Origin of the sequence: Streptomyces sp. NPDC002580 (assembly GCF_042889485.1) — a bacterium.
In the GTDB taxonomy this organism is placed as follows: domain Bacteria; phylum Actinomycetota; class Actinomycetes; order Streptomycetales; family Streptomycetaceae; genus Streptomyces.
The window spans coordinates 286,088-299,934 of record NZ_JBIAQZ010000011.1; the positions used below are offsets into that span (position 1 = coordinate 286,088).

Genomic DNA, 13,847 nt, shown 5'->3' on the forward strand with positions numbered 1-13,847 from the left:
CAGGGCGGGTCAGGGCTTCGCCGAGAGGTGTTCAGAGGCGCTCTCTCGTAAGCGAGTTCACGCTCGCGACGGCGGCGGCCGCTGCAGCAGCCGGCCCGAGCAGGACGGCATGCCGAAGCGGCCCCTCCCCGTGAGTGACGGTGTTCCCCCGGTCACTGGGTGAGCGATGTGAGGACGGAAGGGTCAGATCCGGCGTCACATCGGCGCAACTATAGGCATGCGTACGCAGAATCGCACGAGAGTTCGCTTCTGTGACGTGTGTTACTGGCGCGAAATCAACGACCCGTCATGGCCGGTGGGTGCTGTGCGCGCATGTGTGTGACCAAGGGTTTTCTGTGTGTTTCCCATGAGAGTGGGCGGGATGTCGTGCGTGAACTCCCTTCGAGATCGGCTGATTTTCGACCTCATGGGGAGCTGGTTCGCGCCAAGGGGGCGCTGGTGGGGCCGGGTTGGCGCCGAATGCGTTCGAGGTGGGGGCAGGTGAGGTGGCGAGTTGGCTCACGGTGTTGGCCCGTCGGGTCGACCCGCGCGGGCTCTCGGCCTGAACTCGGTTGCGTGTGACGGTGATTGAGTGCCTGTCGGGTGTGACCGGACGCAGGTGGGGTGTCGCGCCCCGCCGTCGGCGAGAGGTGTTCGCGCCGCCCCGGGTCGGGGCGGCCGGTGCCGAATCACGTCGGCGTCACGATCGGATGTCGAGTGATCTTGTGGACGGCCGGCGGAATGATCTTCTGGCTAGCGTGCTCGACGGATGTGCACGGTGTGCACACAGGAGACCGACAGAAAGAGCTTCCGCCTTGAGATCCACCGCCGTCCGTCGTACCGCCCTCGCCGCTTCCGCGGCGGCCCTCGCCCTGCTCGTCACCGCGTGCGGCGGAGACGACAAGGCCGACAAGGGTGGAAGCGGTGAGGACAAGGGCGGTGCGGCCGCGTCCTCCGCCCCGGCGGCCGAGGCGCTCACCGCCGCCGAGCTGGAGAAGGCCGCGCTCACGCAGGCGGACGTCAAGACCGGCAAGGTCTCCGCGAAGGTGCCGGCGACGGCGACCGTCGCGCAGGACAAGGTGAAGGTCGCCGACAAGGCCTGCGCCCCGCTCGCCTACCTCCAGACCGGCTCCTACGTCGGCAAGCCCTCCGCCACCGTGGCGCGCCAGTGGACGGGCGACCCGAAGAAGCCCGCCGCGGACGCCACTGACGAGGAGAAGCTCTTCGCGGGTGTGGGCACCATGGCCGTGGTGACGCTCGCCTCCTACGAGGGCGGCGGTGCCGAGCAGGCGATGAAGGACCTGAACGCGGCCGCCGAGAAGTGCGCCGGAGGCTACAGCTTCACGGCGGAGGGCGACACGAGCAAGGTTCTGAAGGTCGTCAAGACCGACGCGCCCAAGGGTGGTGACGAAGCCTTCGCCGTGACCGTCAGTCTCCAGCTGGAAGAGGGTGCCGACGCGCCGGCCAAGGGTGTCGTCGTCCGTAAGGGGTCCACCCTCGCCTACTTCCCCGCCGTCGACATGGCTTCCGCCGTGACCGGCAAGGACTGGGACTTCCCCACGGAGATCGTCGACGCCCAGGTCGCCAAGCTCGGCTGACCGTCCGGCGCCCGGCAGTCGCCGGCGAGGGTCCGCCGGGGCGTTCGTGCCACGGTAGGAATTTCCGATTTCGGGCACGCGGCGGCTCTTTCCGGCGGACGCCGGACCTTAGGCTGCCGGGCATGTGCGGAATCGTGGGATATGTGGGGTCGCAGTCGGCGCTCGATGTCGTGATGGCCGGACTGAAGCGGCTGGAGTACCGGGGATACGACTCGGCGGGTGTCGCCGTCCTGGCGGACGGCGGCCTCGCCGCGGCGAAGAAGGCCGGGAAACTGGTCAACCTGGAGAAGGAGCTGGGCGACCGGCCGCTTCCGGCCGGGACGACGGGCATCGGGCACACCCGCTGGGCCACCCACGGGGGCCCCACGGACGCCAACGCCCATCCGCACCTCGACAACGCGGGCCGGGTCGCCGTCGTGCACAACGGCATCATCGAGAACTTCGCCCAGCTCAGGGCCGAGCTGGCCGAACGGGGCCACGACCTGACGTCCGAGACGGACACCGAGGTCGTGGCCCATCTGCTGGCCGAGGAGTTCTCCTCCTGCGCGGACCTGGCGGAGGCCATGCGGCTGGTGTGCCTACGGCTGGAGGGCGCGTTCACCCTGGTCGCGGTGGACGCCGACGATCCGGACGTGGTCGTGGGCGCGCGCCGCAACTCGCCGCTCGTGGTCGGGGTCGGGGACGGCGAGGCCTTCCTCGCCTCCGACGTCGCCGCGTTCATCGCCCACACCCGCTCCGCGATCGAACTCGGGCAGGACCAGGTCGTCGAGCTGCGCCGGGACGGGGTGACCGTCACCGGGTTCGACGGCAGCCCCGCCGAGGTCCGTTCGTACCACGTCGACTGGGACGCGTCGGCGGCGGAGAAGGGCGGCTACGACTACTTCATGCTCAAGGAGATCGCCGAGCAGCCCAAGGCGGTCGCCGACACCCTGCTCGGACGGATCGACGCGGCCGGCTCGCTCAGGCTCGACGAGGTGCGCATCCCCGTCCAGGCGCTGCGCGAGGCCGACAAGGTCGTCATCGTCGCCTGCGGCACCGCCTTCCACGCCGGACTGATCGCCAAGTACGCCATCGAGCACTGGACACGCATCCCGTGCGAGGTCGAGCTGGCCAGCGAGTTCCGCTACCGGGACCCGATCCTCGACCGGCAGACGCTCGTCATCGCCATCTCGCAGTCCGGCGAGACCATGGACACGCTGATGGCCCTGCGGCACGCCCGCGAACAGGGCGCCCGGGTGCTGGCGATCTGCAACACCAACGGCTCCACGATCCCGCGCGAGTCCGACGCGGTGCTGTACACGCACGCCGGGCCCGAGGTCGCCGTCGCCTCCACCAAGGCGTTCCTGACCCAGCTCGTGGCCTGCTACCTGGTGGCGCTGTACCTGGGCCAGGTGCGCGGCACCAAGTGGGGCGACGAGATCCGGGCCGTGATCCGGGAGCTGTCCCGCATCTCCCGCGAGGTCGAGCGGGTCCTGGAGACCATGGAGCCGGTACGGGAACTCGCCCGCTCCCTCGCCGACAAGGACACGGTGCTCTTCCTCGGGCGGCACGTGGGCTATCCGGTCGCCCTCGAAGGCGCCCTGAAGCTCAAGGAGCTGGCGTACATGCACGCCGAGGGCTTCGCGGCGGGCGAGCTGAAGCACGGGCCTATCGCGTTGATCGAGGACGACATGCCGGTGGTGGTCGTGGCCCCCTCGCCGCGCGGCCGCTCGGTCCTGCACGACAAGATCGTCTCCAACATCCAGGAGATCCGGGCCCGGGGCGCCCGCACGATCGTCATCGCGGAGGAGGGCGACGAGGCGGTCGTCCCCTACGCCGACCACCTGATCCGCATCCCGGCCACGCCGACGCTGCTCCAGCCGCTCGTGGCGACCGTCCCCCTGCAGGTGTTCGCCTGCGAACTGGCCACGGCCCGGGGCAACGAGGTGGACCAGCCGCGCAACCTGGCGAAGTCGGTGACGGTGGAGTGAGCGGTGCCGCGGCCCGGGGCCGCGCCGCGAGCCCCTAGGGTGCGGGCATGAGCATCATCGGGGTCGGTATCGACGTGGCCGAGATCGACCGGTTCCGGGCGTCGCTGGAGCGGACGCCCGGACTGGCCGAACGCCTCTTCGTGGAAAGGGAGTTGCTGCTGCCCAGCGGCGAACGCCGGGGCTTCGCCTCGCTCGCGGCCCGGTTCGCGGCGAAGGAGGCGCTCGCCAAGGCGCTGGGTGCCCCGCCCGGGCTGTACTGGACGGACGCCGAGGTCTACGTCGAGGACAGCGGCCGGCCCCGCCTGCGGGTGAAGGGCACGGTGGCCGCCCGCGCCGCCGAACTGGGCGTCATGTCCTGGCACGTGTCGCTCAGTCACGACGCCGGGGTGGCCTCGGCGGTGGTGATTGCGGAGGGCTAGGACAGCGCCGGGCCGGGACCTGTCCTCCAACCGGAGTCCAGGGGCGTTCAGGGGTTCAGGAGTTCAGAGGAGTTTGGGGGCTCCGTGAGTTCCGGGCTCCGGGAGCTCCGGGGGTTCCAGGGTTCCGGGGGTTACGAAGGTTTCCGGAGGTCACGAGGGTTCCTCGGGTTCGGGGAGGCTTCGGGCGGCGGGGGTCCCGGTGACCGGGGCGGCACGGCGTGCCCCGGTGCGGGAGACTCGGCACCATGCGTACTGCGTACAGCGTGGAGACCGTGAGGGCCGCCGAACGGGAGCTGATGGCACGGCTTCCCGAGGGGGCGTTGATGCAGCGGGCGGCCGCCGGACTCGCCGCCGCCTGCGCGGACCTGCTCGGCCGGGTGTACGGCCGCCGGGTGGTGCTGCTGGTGGGCAGCGGGGACAACGGGGGCGACGCCCTGTACGCGGGGGCGCGCCTCGCCCGGCGCGGCGCCGGCGTCACCGCCGTACTGCTCGCCCCGGAACGGACCCACCCCGGGGGACTCGCGGCGCTGCTGCGCGCCGGGGGCGCCCGGGTGGCGCCGGCCGACGCCGGACCGCTCGTGCGGCGGGCCGACCTCGTCGTCGACGGCATCGTCGGGATCGGGGGCAGGGGCGGCCTGCGGCCGGATGCCGCGCGGCTCGCGGAACTCACGCACGCGTCGGGTGCCGCCGTCGTCGCCGTCGATCTGCCGAGCGGGGTCGAGGTGGACACCGGAGAGGTGCTCGGCGCGGCGGTCCGCGCCGATCTGACCGTCACCTTCGGCACCCACAAGCCGGGGCTGCTCATCGACCCGGCGCGCGGGTACGCCGGGTCCGTACGCCTCGTCGACATCGGGCTCGACCTGCCCGACCCGGCCGATCTGGAAGCCCTGCAGCACGCCGACGTGGCGGCCCGGCTGCCGCTGCCCGGGGCGGCCAGCGACAAGTACCGGCGCGGTGTCGTCGGGATCGCCGCGGGGTCCGCCCGCTACCCCGGAGCCGCGGTCCTCGCCGTGTCCGGGGCGCTGCGCGGGGGCGCCGGGGCCGTGCGCTACGTCGGGCCCGCGGCGGACGCCGTCATCGCGCGCTTTCCGGAGGTGCTGGTGTCCGACGGCGGGCCGTCGGAGGCGGGCCGGGTCCAGGCCTGGGTGGTGGGTCCCGGGGCCGGGGACGACGCCTCGGCGGTCGGGGAGGTGCTGGCGGCGGACGTTCCGGTGCTGGTGGACGCGGACGGGCTGCGGCTCGCCGGGCGGGAGGCCGTACGGGCCCGCAGCGCGCCGACGCTGCTGACCCCGCACGCCGGGGAGGCGGCCGCGCTGCTCGGGGTCGCGCGGGAGGAGGTGGAGGCGGCCGGGCTCGTCTCCGTGCGGGAGCTGGCGGCGCTGTACGGGGCGACCGTGCTGCTCAAGGGGTCGACGACGCTGGTCGCCGACCCCGCGGGCGGGGCGGTGCGGGTGAACGCGACGGGGACGGCATGGCTGGCCACCGCGGGCAGCGGGGACGTCCTGTCGGGGCTGGCGGGGTCGCTGCTGGCGGCGGGACTCTCCGCGATCGACGCGGGGAGCGTGGCCGCGTATCTGCACGGCCTCGCGGGGCGCTTCGCGGCGGACGGCGCGCCCGCCGGGGCACATGACGTGGCCGCCGCGATCCCGGAGGCGTGGCGCGACGTACACGACTGACCGCCCGGCGGCCGGCCCGTTCCGTCGCTGTCCGCCGGGCGGCCCGCGTGTTCCGTCGGCGTCCGCCCGGCGGCCGACCTGTTCCGGCGTCGTCCGCCCGGGGCGGCCCGCCTGATCCGTCTCCGTCCGACCGGCGGCCCACCGGCCCCGGGCGTCGGATCCGTGCCGCCCCGGCCGGTCGGGGCCGCCGGTCGCGTTGGCCGGATCGGGGGACCTTTGTGGCGTCTTCCGCGCGGCTCACCCGAGGGTGCCCCGTCGTTGCGTATGGCTGATCGCATGATGATCAGACGAAGGGTGTCCCGGGGGATCGCGGTGTTGCTGACGGTGGCGGCGGCCATGCCGCTGGGGACGGCGGTGGCGGCGCCCGTGCCGCCGGTGCCGGTGGCCGGGCCCGTCGGTGAGCAGGTCTCCCGTGCGATGAGGGGACCGTATCCGTCCTGGTGGGGCGAGAGCCCGGTGCCGATGCCGGTGCCGGGCGCGGAGACGTCCACCGCCGGGCAGGGCGCGCGAGATCCGCGGGGCACGTCCGCGGGCACGTCCGGGAGCCCCGCCCCGGCCCCTTCCGCGCCGGGCGGGTACCCGCCCTTCGGCGGTGCGGACGTCCGTCCGGCGAGGGCGTGCGACGAGCGGACGGGCCCCTACCAGCGGCAGGTCGAGCGGTGGCTGCGGCTGAAGGAGGACGGGAAGCAGTCGGCGTCCGACTGCGAGGCCATCCGCGCCTTCCAGGCGAAGCAGGGCATCCGGCCGACCAGCGGCTTCGCCGGGCCGCTGACCTGGGCCCGCGTGCGGCTGCTGTCCGCCCGGAGCGCCCCGGACACCACCAACGTCCCCACGACCGGCACCGGCTGCCCGGCCCGCTCCTACCGGGTCGCCTGCGTCGACCTCACCCGCCGGGTCACCTGGGTGCAGCAGGGCGGCAGGATCCTGTTCGGGCCGGTGCCGATGCGCAGCGGCGGGGTCGGGCACCGCACCAGAACCGGCTGGTTCAAGATCTACCTGAAGCACCGGCAACACTGGTCGACGCTGTACAACACCCCCATGCCGTACGCCCAGTTCTTCAGCCGCGGCCAGGCCTTCCACGCCGTCCGCGACAGCATCCGTACGACCGGCGGCTCGATGGGCTGTGTGAACCTGCGGCTCGCCGACGCCCGCGGACTCTGGAACGTGCTCAGGACGGGTGACCGTGTCTACGTCTGGGGCCGGAGGTCCGGCACCTAGGGCGTCGCGGCCCCGGCCCGGTCCGGGGGGCCGGTACCAGTCCACGTGCCGGGACCGGTTCGGGTGCCGGTCCGGGCGGGCATCGGCCCCGGTCCGGGCGGGTACCGGTTCTCGGTTCCCGGCGCCGTCCAGGGGACCGGTGCCGGAAGGCCGCCCGGGGCCTCTGAGACACTGGGGCGCGATGACAGAGACACCACACCCGCGGACGGCGCCCCTGCGCGCCCGCGCCGAGATCGATCTGGCCGCCCTGCGGGCCAACGTGCGGACCCTGCGCGCCCAGGCGCCGACCGCTGCGCTGATGGCCGTGGTCAAGTCCGACGCGTACGGCCACGGCGCGGTCCCGTGCGCCCGTGCGGCGCGCGAGGCGGGCGCCGCCTGGCTCGGCACGGCCACCCCGGAGGAGGCGCTCGCGCTGCGCGCGGCCGGACTCCCGGGCCGCATCATGTGCTGGCTCTGGACCCCGGGCGGCCCCTGGGCCGAGGCCATCGGGGCCGATCTCGACGTGTCGGTCTCCGGGATGTGGGCGCTGCGCGAGGTCACGGCCGCCGCCGAGGCCGTCGGCGCGCCCGCCCGGGTGCAGCTCAAGGCCGACACCGGCCTCGGCCGTGCCGGCTGTCAGCCCGCCGACTGGCCCGAGCTCGTCGCCGAGGCCCTGGCCGCCGAGGCGCGCGGGCTGATCACCGTGACCGGACTCTGGTCCCACTTCGCCTGCGCCGACGAGCCGGGCCACCCCTCGATCCAGGCCCAGCTCGCGCGGTTCCGCGAGATGCTGGCGTACGCCGAGGAGCAGGGCGTCCGCCCGGAGGTCCGGCACATCGCCAACTCACCCGCGACCCTGACCCTTCCCGAGAGCCACTTCGACCTCGTACGGACCGGGATCGCGGTCTACGGGATCTCGCCGAGCCCGGAGCTCGGCACCCCGGCCGACCTCGGACTGCGTCCGGTGATGACGCTGAGCGCGTCGCTCTCGCTGGTGAAGCACGTTCCGGCGGGCCACGGCGTGAGCTACGGCCACCACTACGTCACCCCCGGCGAGACCACGCTCGGCCTGGTCCCCGTCGGCTACGCGGACGGCGTCCCGCGGCACGCCTCCGGCACCGGTCCCGTCCTGGTCGGCGGCAAGTGGCGTACCGTCGCGGGCCGGGTCGCCATGGACCAGTTCGTCGTCGACCTCGGCGGCGACGAGCCGGAGCCAGGCGCCCGGGCGGTCCTCTTCGGGCCCGGCGACGGCGGCGAGCCGACCGCCGAGGACTGGGCGAACGCGGCGGGCACGATCGCGTACGAGATCGTCACGCGCATCGGAACCCGCGTGCCGCGCGTCTACGTGAAGGTGAATGAGGAACAAGACGGGTAACACCCCTTAGGCGAACAGACGTGCGGGGCCCGGCGGGCGGACAGCGGCGGGTCGTGGACGGCGGGCGGAAGCCGGCCGGAGCGCGCACAGCCCGGAGCCGACACCCGACACCCGACACCCGAGAGCCGGAGCGAAGAGGAGCGGAACGTGAGCGAGAGCAGCGCGGAGGCCGTCGTGGAGGCGGCCTCGGCAGCGGCCGCCTCCACCGGGAACTGGCGCAGGGCCGGAGTCGCCGGCGCCGCGATAGGCGTGGTCGCGGCGGGGGCCGCGGCCGGAGTCGTGATCGAGCGGCTCACGGTCGGCCGCGGCATGCGCATGAAGGCCCGCCTGGCCCTCGACTCGACCGGCCCCTACGGCGCGCTGCGCGGCACGCCGGGCAAGACGTACGCCGACGACGGCACGGAGCTGTACTACGAGGTCGACGAGGCCGAGCCGGAGGCCTCGCACACCCCGCGTCGGCGCAGGCTCTTCGGCCGCAAGGCCCCCGCCCCCGTCACCGTCGTCTTCAGCCACGGCTACTGCCTCAACCAGGACTCCTGGCACTTCCAGCGCGCCGCGCTGCGCGGTGTCGTGCGCACGGTGCACTGGGACCAGCGCAGCCACGGGCGGTCCGGGCGGGGTGTCGCCCAGCTGGAGGACCGGAAGCCGGTCACCATCGACCAGCTCGGCCGCGACCTGCTGGCCGTCATCGAGGCGGCGGTGCCCGAGGGGCCGATCGTGCTCGTCGGGCACTCCATGGGCGGCATGACCGTCATGGCGCTCGCCGATCAGTTCCCCGACCTGATCCGCGACCGGGTCGTCGCCGTCGCCCTGGTCGGGACGTCGTCGGGGCGGCTCGGCGAGGTCAACTTCGGCCTTCCCGTCGCGGGCGTCAACGCCGTGCGGCGCGTGCTCCCGGGCGTCCTGAAGGCCCTCGGGCAGCAGGCCGCCCTGGTGGAGCGGGGGCGGCGGGCCACGGCCGACCTGTTCGCCGGGGTCATCAAGCGCTACTCGTTCGCGAGCCGGGACGTCGACCCGGCCGTCGAGCGGTTCGCCGAACGGATGATCGAGGGCACGCCGATCGACGTGGTCGCCGAGTTCTACCCGGCGTTCACCGAGCACGACAAGACCGCCGCGCTCGCCCGGTTCACCGGGATGCCCGTCCTCGTGCTGGCCGGGGTCAAGGACCTGGTGACGCCGAGCGAGCACAGCGAGGCCATCGCCGACCTGCTGCCGGACGCGGAACTGGTGCTCGTCCCCGACGCCGGACACCTGGTCATGCTGGAGCATCCCGAGGTCGTCATAGACCGCCTCGCCGATCTCCTCGTGCGCGCGGGAGCCGTGCCGGCAGGAGCTACCGTTGGCGGCTATGGAAGCACCAGCAGCAGCGCACAACCCGGCTGAGCCCGCCCAGGACGGCGTCGGCGTGCAGATCACCGTCAACTCACCCGAGCAGATGCGGGAGTTGGGCCTGAGACTGGCCGAACTGCTGCGCGCGGGCGACCTCGTGATGCTGAACGGCGAGCTGGGCGCGGGCAAGACCACGCTGACCCGCGGACTCGGCGAGGGGCTCGGCGTCCGCGGCGCGGTCACCTCGCCGACCTTCGTCATCGCCCGCGTGCACCCCTCCCTCGGCGACGGGCCGCCGCTCGTGCACGTGGACGCGTACCGCCTCGGCGGCGGGCTCGACGAGATGGAGGACCTCGACCTGGACGTCTCGCTCTCCGACTCGGTGATCGTCGTGGAATGGGGCGAGGGCAAGGTCGAGGAGCTGACCGAGGACCGTCTGCACCTCGTCATCCACCGGGCCGTCGGGGACACCACCGACGAGGTGCGGCACGTGAGCGTCACGGGACTCGGCGAGCGCTGGGCCGCGGAGGATCTGGCCGGGCTGACGGCCTGACGGCGACGGGCACGCGGTCCTACGGGAAGTGCCCGGGGTCCGGCGAGGTATGAGGTGCTCGGGGTCCGGAGAGGGAGGAAGCACCCGGGGTCCGTCCGTCGCGTGCTCGCGGTCCGTGGGCCCTTCGCCCGACGGGCGTCTTCCGCTCGTACATTCGGCCAACGTTCCGACAGGGCGTCGGCAAGATGTTGCGTTCGGTGTCCCGGCCGTGGTCACATGGACACCAGTACGTGGTTAGGTCTACCTAACCACGCGTGCCCCCGAAGCGCGAGGAGGCGTCCATGGCGGCTTCAGAGCCGACCGCAGTGCCGGCTTCAGAAGGTGACGTGCCGGCGGCGCCGCGCGCGGTGGCCGGGGTGTCGATGCGGGAGCTGCTGGCGGCCTGCGCCGCGGCCGAGGCGGTGTCCAGGCCGCCCGGCGCGCCGCTGTCCGGGCCGCGAGCCGCCGAGCGGCCCGCGAAGGCCGCCTGACGGCGACCGGGTGCCCGCGGGCCCCCACCCGGCGTCGGTGCGCCGACGCGCCTCTACTTGACGACGACGATCTTCGCGTTCACGGTCGCGAAAGCCCACATCGCGTCGCCGTCGGCGCGCGAGGCGCGGATGCCGCCGACCTTCTTCTCGGGCTCCGGGGCTTCCGTGGAGCCGTTCACCGCGGCGCTGAAGCCGATGGGGACGCTGTCGACATACGTGAACCGTACGACGTGCTCGATCTGTGTTCCGTCGGACCCGGGGGTCGAGCCCGTCCGCGACGTGACGGCGTACGTGCCGGCGGCCGGGTCGACCGTGCCCGGGGTGACCTCGAAGGTGCGCCGCACCTTGTTGCCCGCGCCGACCAGCCAGACCCGGTCCTCGCCGGTCGAGTAGACGACCCGCTCACCGGAGCCGGACGAGGAGGGCAGCGCTTCCGGGTCCTTCTTCTTGTCCCGGGGTGCCGCCTTGGGCGCGGAGGACGTGGACGACGGGCTCGCGTGCGGTTCGCCCAGCGTGTCCGGAACATTCGCGGACGCCTGGAAGGCGAGGAAGCCGACGGTGGCGATCGCCGCCACGGTGAGCCCGGCCACGATTCCCGAGCTGCTCCTAGCCACCTTGTGTGCCCACCTCTCGACCTTCGTACGTACTTGCGTTGACGGTAGCAGCCGAGGGACGGGAGTCCCGGGCGGCCTTGCGTCGGGCTCCGGCGCCGTAGGCTGTTTGTGTGCTCTTGCTCGCTCTGGATACCGCCACCCCCGCCGTGACCGTCGCCCTGCACGACGGCACGTCCGTCATCGCCTCGTCGAGCCAGGTGGACGCGCGCCGGCACGGAGAGCTGCTGCTGCCGGCCGTCGACCGGGTGCTCACCGAGGCAGGCCTCGGACTGGACGCCGTCACCGGCATCGTCGTGGGCGTCGGCCCCGGCCCGTACACGGGGCTGCGCGTCGGCCTCATGACCGCCGACACCTTCGGGCTCGCGCTCGGCGTGCCCGTGCACGGTGTGTGCACCCTCGACGCCCTCGCGTACGCGGTCGACGACACCGGCCTCGAGGGGCCGTTCGTCGTCGCCACGGACGCCCGGCGCAAGGAGGTCTACTGGGCGCGCTACGCCGACCGCCGCACCCGGCTGTCGGAGCCCGCCGTGGACCGCCCCGCCGAGATCGACCCGTCGGTCACCGCGCTGCCCGCCGTCGGCGGCGGCGCGCTCCTCTACCCCGACATCTTCACGGACGCCCGCGCGCCCGAGAACGTCTCCGCCGCCGCGCTCGCCTCCCTGGCCGCCGAGAGGCTGGCCGCGGGCGAGGAGCCGGAACCGGCCCGGCCGCTGTACCTGCGCCGCCCGGACGCCCAGGTGCCCAAGAACTACAAGGTGGTCACCCCCAAGTGACCGCCGAGCTGCGCGAGATGCGCTGGTGGGACATCGATCCCGTCCTGGAGCTGGAGAAGGAACTCTTTCCCGTGGACGCCTGGTCCCGGGGCATGTTCTGGTCCGAACTCGCCCACGCGCGCGGGCCGCAGGCCACCCGGCGCTACCTGATCGCCCGCGAGGCCGACCGGATCGTCGGGTACGCCGGGCTCGCCGCCTCGGGAGACCTGGGCGACGTGCAGACCATCGCGGTGCGGCGGGACCAGTGGGGCACCGGCCTCGGCGCCCGGCTGCTCACCGAACTGCTGCGGGCCGCCAGCGACTTCGACTGCGCCGAGGTCATGCTCGAATGCCGGGTGGACAACGTCCGCGCGCAGAAGCTGTACGAGCGCTTCGGCTTCGAGCCCATCGGCTTCCGGCGCGGCTACTACCAGCCGGGGAACGTGGACGCCCTGGTGATGCGCCTGCACGACCCCTCCGCCTCCGTACAAGGAACAGAGACCCATGGCTGACGAACCCCTCGTCCTCGGCATCGAGACCTCCTGCGACGAGACCGGCGTCGGCATCGTCCGCGGCACCACCCTGCTCGCGGACGCGATCGCGTCGAGCGTCGACGAGCACGCGCGCTTCGGCGGGGTCGTGCCGGAGGTCGCCTCCCGCGCGCATCTGGAGGCGATGGTGCCGACCATCGAACGGGCGCTGAAGGAGGCGGGGGTGTCGGCCAGGGACCTGGACGGCATCGCCGTCACGGCCGGTCCCGGTCTCGCCGGGGCGCTGCTCGTCGGGGTCTCGGCCGCGAAGGCGTACGCCTACGCGCTGGGCAAGCCGCTGTACGGCGTCAACCACCTCGCCTCGCACATCTGCGTGGACCAGCTGGAGCACGGCGCGCTGCCGGAGCCGATGATGGCCCTGCTGGTGTCCGGCGGCCACTCCTCGCTGCTGCTGTCCACCGACATCACCTCCGACGTGCGGCCGATGGGCGCGACCATCGACGACGCGGCCGGCGAGGCCTTCGACAAGATCGCGCGCGTGCTGAACCTGGGTTTCCCGGGCGGTCCGGTCATCGACCGGTACGCGAAGGAGGGCGACCCGAAGGCCATCGCGTTCCCGCGCGGACTCACCGGCCCGCGCGACCCGGCCTACGACTTCTCCTTCTCCGGCCTGAAGACCTCCGTGGCCCGCTGGATCGAGGCGAAGCGGGCGGCGGGGGAGGACGTGCCGGTGCGGGATGTGGCCGCGTCCTTCCAGGAGGCCGTGGTGGACGTGCTCACCCGCAAGGCCGTCCGGGCGTGCAAGGACGAGGGCGTCGACCACCTCATGATCGGCGGCGGTGTGGCCGCGAACTCGCGGCTGCGCGTGCTCGCCCAGGAGCGCTGCGAGGCCGCCGGGATCCGGCTCAGGGTGCCGCGCCCGAAGCTGTGCACGGACAACGGCGCGATGGTGGCCGCGCTGGGCGCCGAGATGGTCGCCCGGAACCGGGCCGCCTCCGACTGGGACCTGTCGGCCGACTCGTCGCTGCCGGTGACGGACCCGCACGTGCCGGGGCGCGGGCAGGCGCACACGCACGATCACGTGCACGAGGTCGCCAAGGAGAACCTGTACTCGTGACCGTCGCGCTGATGTGGGAGGCGCGGGCCGTCACCGGCCGGGGCGAGGAGCTGCTCGCCTGGGTGCGGGAGCAGACGGTCCCCGGAGAGCCGGTACGACGGGAGATCCTGCGGGCGCCCCAGGACCGGGTGCTGGTCATCACCTGGTGGGACGCGGCGTACGACGCCGAGCTGCCCGAACTCCCCGAGCCGGACGGGGAGTTGGTGGCCCGGACGGTGCACAGGTGGCGCTTCGAGGCGGTGGACTGACGGGCGGCCGTCCGGCCGGTGCGTCCCGTGCGCGCACGGCCGGACGCACCGGCGGCGTG

Annotated in this window: 14 protein-coding genes; 13 read left to right on the forward strand and 1 reads right to left on the reverse strand. The window is 73.4% G+C overall.

The features are described from left to right. Nucleotides 1-794 precede the first annotated feature (794 nt). The 9 genes from ACFYW7_RS31250 (at nucleotide 795) to ACFYW7_RS31290 (ending at nucleotide 10,566) form a co-directional block, all read left to right on the forward strand. Nucleotides 795-1,577: a hypothetical protein gene (locus tag ACFYW7_RS31250; RefSeq protein ID WP_389508465.1), complete on the forward strand. Its 783-nt coding sequence runs from the start codon at nucleotides 795-797 to the stop codon at nucleotides 1,575-1,577. Nucleotides 1,578-1,699: 122 nt separating this feature from the next. Next, nucleotides 1,700-3,547 (forward strand): glutamine--fructose-6-phosphate transaminase (isomerizing), encoded by a 1,848-nt coding sequence (gene glmS / locus ACFYW7_RS31255; protein ID WP_389508467.1) that lies wholly within the window; start codon nucleotides 1,700-1,702, stop codon nucleotides 3,545-3,547. A 47-nt stretch (nucleotides 3,548-3,594) separates the two neighbouring features. Beyond that, nucleotides 3,595-3,966, forward strand: a complete 372-nt coding sequence (locus ACFYW7_RS31260; RefSeq protein WP_389508469.1) for a holo-ACP synthase — start codon at nucleotides 3,595-3,597, stop codon at nucleotides 3,964-3,966. Between the two features lie 245 nt (nucleotides 3,967-4,211). After that, on the forward strand, nucleotides 4,212-5,642 hold the full coding sequence (locus tag ACFYW7_RS31265; RefSeq protein WP_389508471.1) for an NAD(P)H-hydrate dehydratase: 1,431 nt from the start codon (nucleotides 4,212-4,214) through the stop codon (nucleotides 5,640-5,642). A 276-nt stretch (nucleotides 5,643-5,918) separates the two neighbouring features. After that, entirely contained in the window at nucleotides 5,919-6,860 is a 942-nt protein-coding gene (locus tag ACFYW7_RS31270) for a L,D-transpeptidase family protein (protein WP_389508473.1), read from the forward strand. A gap of 181 nt (nucleotides 6,861-7,041) precedes the next feature. Beyond that, nucleotides 7,042-8,214 carry an alanine racemase gene (alr, locus tag ACFYW7_RS31275; protein ID WP_389508475.1) on the forward strand — a complete coding sequence of 391 codons (1,173 nt, stop codon included), beginning with the start codon at nucleotides 7,042-7,044 and terminating at the stop codon, nucleotides 8,212-8,214. A gap of 147 nt (nucleotides 8,215-8,361) precedes the next feature. Further along, nucleotides 8,362-9,597 carry an alpha/beta fold hydrolase gene (locus ACFYW7_RS31280; RefSeq protein ID WP_389508477.1) on the forward strand — a complete coding sequence of 412 codons (1,236 nt, stop codon included), beginning with the start codon at nucleotides 8,362-8,364 and terminating at the stop codon, nucleotides 9,595-9,597. Next, complete coding sequence (gene tsaE / locus ACFYW7_RS31285; RefSeq protein ID WP_389508479.1) at nucleotides 9,563-10,096, forward strand: tRNA (adenosine(37)-N6)-threonylcarbamoyltransferase complex ATPase subunit type 1 TsaE; 534 nt, start codon at nucleotides 9,563-9,565, stop codon at nucleotides 10,094-10,096. Before ACFYW7_RS31280 ends, tsaE begins: the two co-directional genes overlap by 35 nt. A gap of 281 nt (nucleotides 10,097-10,377) precedes the next feature. Then, a complete protein-coding gene (locus ACFYW7_RS31290) occupies nucleotides 10,378-10,566 on the forward strand; it encodes a hypothetical protein (protein WP_389508481.1) in 189 nt (62 codons plus the stop codon). Between the two features lie 53 nt (nucleotides 10,567-10,619). On the opposite strand, the gene ACFYW7_RS31295 is transcribed toward ACFYW7_RS31290, so the two are convergent. Beyond that, nucleotides 10,620-11,180 carry a hypothetical protein gene (locus ACFYW7_RS31295; protein WP_389508483.1) on the reverse strand — a complete coding sequence of 187 codons (561 nt, stop codon included), beginning with the start codon at nucleotides 11,178-11,180 and terminating at the stop codon, nucleotides 10,620-10,622. A gap of 110 nt (nucleotides 11,181-11,290) precedes the next feature. On the opposite strand from ACFYW7_RS31295, the gene tsaB reads away from it, so the two are divergent. The 4 genes from tsaB to ACFYW7_RS31315 are packed head-to-tail and all read left to right on the forward strand — an operon-like array spanning nucleotide 11,291 to nucleotide 13,788. Beyond that, the gene (tsaB, locus tag ACFYW7_RS31300; RefSeq protein WP_389508485.1) at nucleotides 11,291-11,953 is read left to right on the forward strand and encodes a tRNA (adenosine(37)-N6)-threonylcarbamoyltransferase complex dimerization subunit type 1 TsaB; all 663 of its coding nucleotides are present in this window, start codon (nucleotides 11,291-11,293) and stop codon (nucleotides 11,951-11,953) included. 17 nt (nucleotides 11,954-11,970) lie between these two features. After that, on the forward strand, nucleotides 11,971-12,444 hold the full coding sequence (gene rimI, locus ACFYW7_RS31305) for a ribosomal protein S18-alanine N-acetyltransferase (protein WP_389508598.1): 474 nt from the start codon (nucleotides 11,971-11,973) through the stop codon (nucleotides 12,442-12,444). Next, nucleotides 12,437-13,540 carry a tRNA (adenosine(37)-N6)-threonylcarbamoyltransferase complex transferase subunit TsaD gene (gene tsaD / locus ACFYW7_RS31310; RefSeq protein WP_389508487.1) on the forward strand — a complete coding sequence of 368 codons (1,104 nt, stop codon included), beginning with the start codon at nucleotides 12,437-12,439 and terminating at the stop codon, nucleotides 13,538-13,540. Before rimI ends, tsaD begins: the two co-directional genes overlap by 8 nt. Further along, nucleotides 13,537-13,788 (forward strand): hypothetical protein, encoded by a 252-nt coding sequence (locus ACFYW7_RS31315; RefSeq protein WP_389508489.1) that lies wholly within the window; start codon nucleotides 13,537-13,539, stop codon nucleotides 13,786-13,788. The genes tsaD and ACFYW7_RS31315 overlap by 4 nt, the downstream gene beginning before the upstream one ends. The last annotated feature ends 59 nt before the right edge of the window (nucleotides 13,789-13,847 follow it).

Bases quoted from the DNA above. Each gene is read 5' to 3' on its own strand.
- glmS (WP_389508467.1), top strand. From the start codon at position 1,700: ATGTGCGGAATCGTGGGATATGTGGGGTCGCAGTCGGCGCTCGATGTC.
- ACFYW7_RS31260 (WP_389508469.1), top strand. From the start codon at position 3,595: ATGAGCATCATCGGGGTCGGTATCGACGTGGCCGAGATCGACCGGTTC.
- ACFYW7_RS31265 (WP_389508471.1), top strand. From the start codon at position 4,212: ATGCGTACTGCGTACAGCGTGGAGACCGTGAGGGCCGCCGAACGGGAG.
- ACFYW7_RS31270 (WP_389508473.1), top strand. From the start codon at position 5,919: ATGATGATCAGACGAAGGGTGTCCCGGGGGATCGCGGTGTTGCTGACG.
- alr (WP_389508475.1), top strand. From the start codon at position 7,042: ATGACAGAGACACCACACCCGCGGACGGCGCCCCTGCGCGCCCGCGCC.
- tsaE (WP_389508479.1), top strand. From the start codon at position 9,563: ATGGAAGCACCAGCAGCAGCGCACAACCCGGCTGAGCCCGCCCAGGAC.
- ACFYW7_RS31290 (WP_389508481.1), top strand. From the start codon at position 10,378: ATGGCGGCTTCAGAGCCGACCGCAGTGCCGGCTTCAGAAGGTGACGTG.
- rimI (WP_389508598.1), top strand. From the start codon at position 11,971: ATGCGCTGGTGGGACATCGATCCCGTCCTGGAGCTGGAGAAGGAACTC.
- tsaD (WP_389508487.1), top strand. From the start codon at position 12,437: ATGGCTGACGAACCCCTCGTCCTCGGCATCGAGACCTCCTGCGACGAG.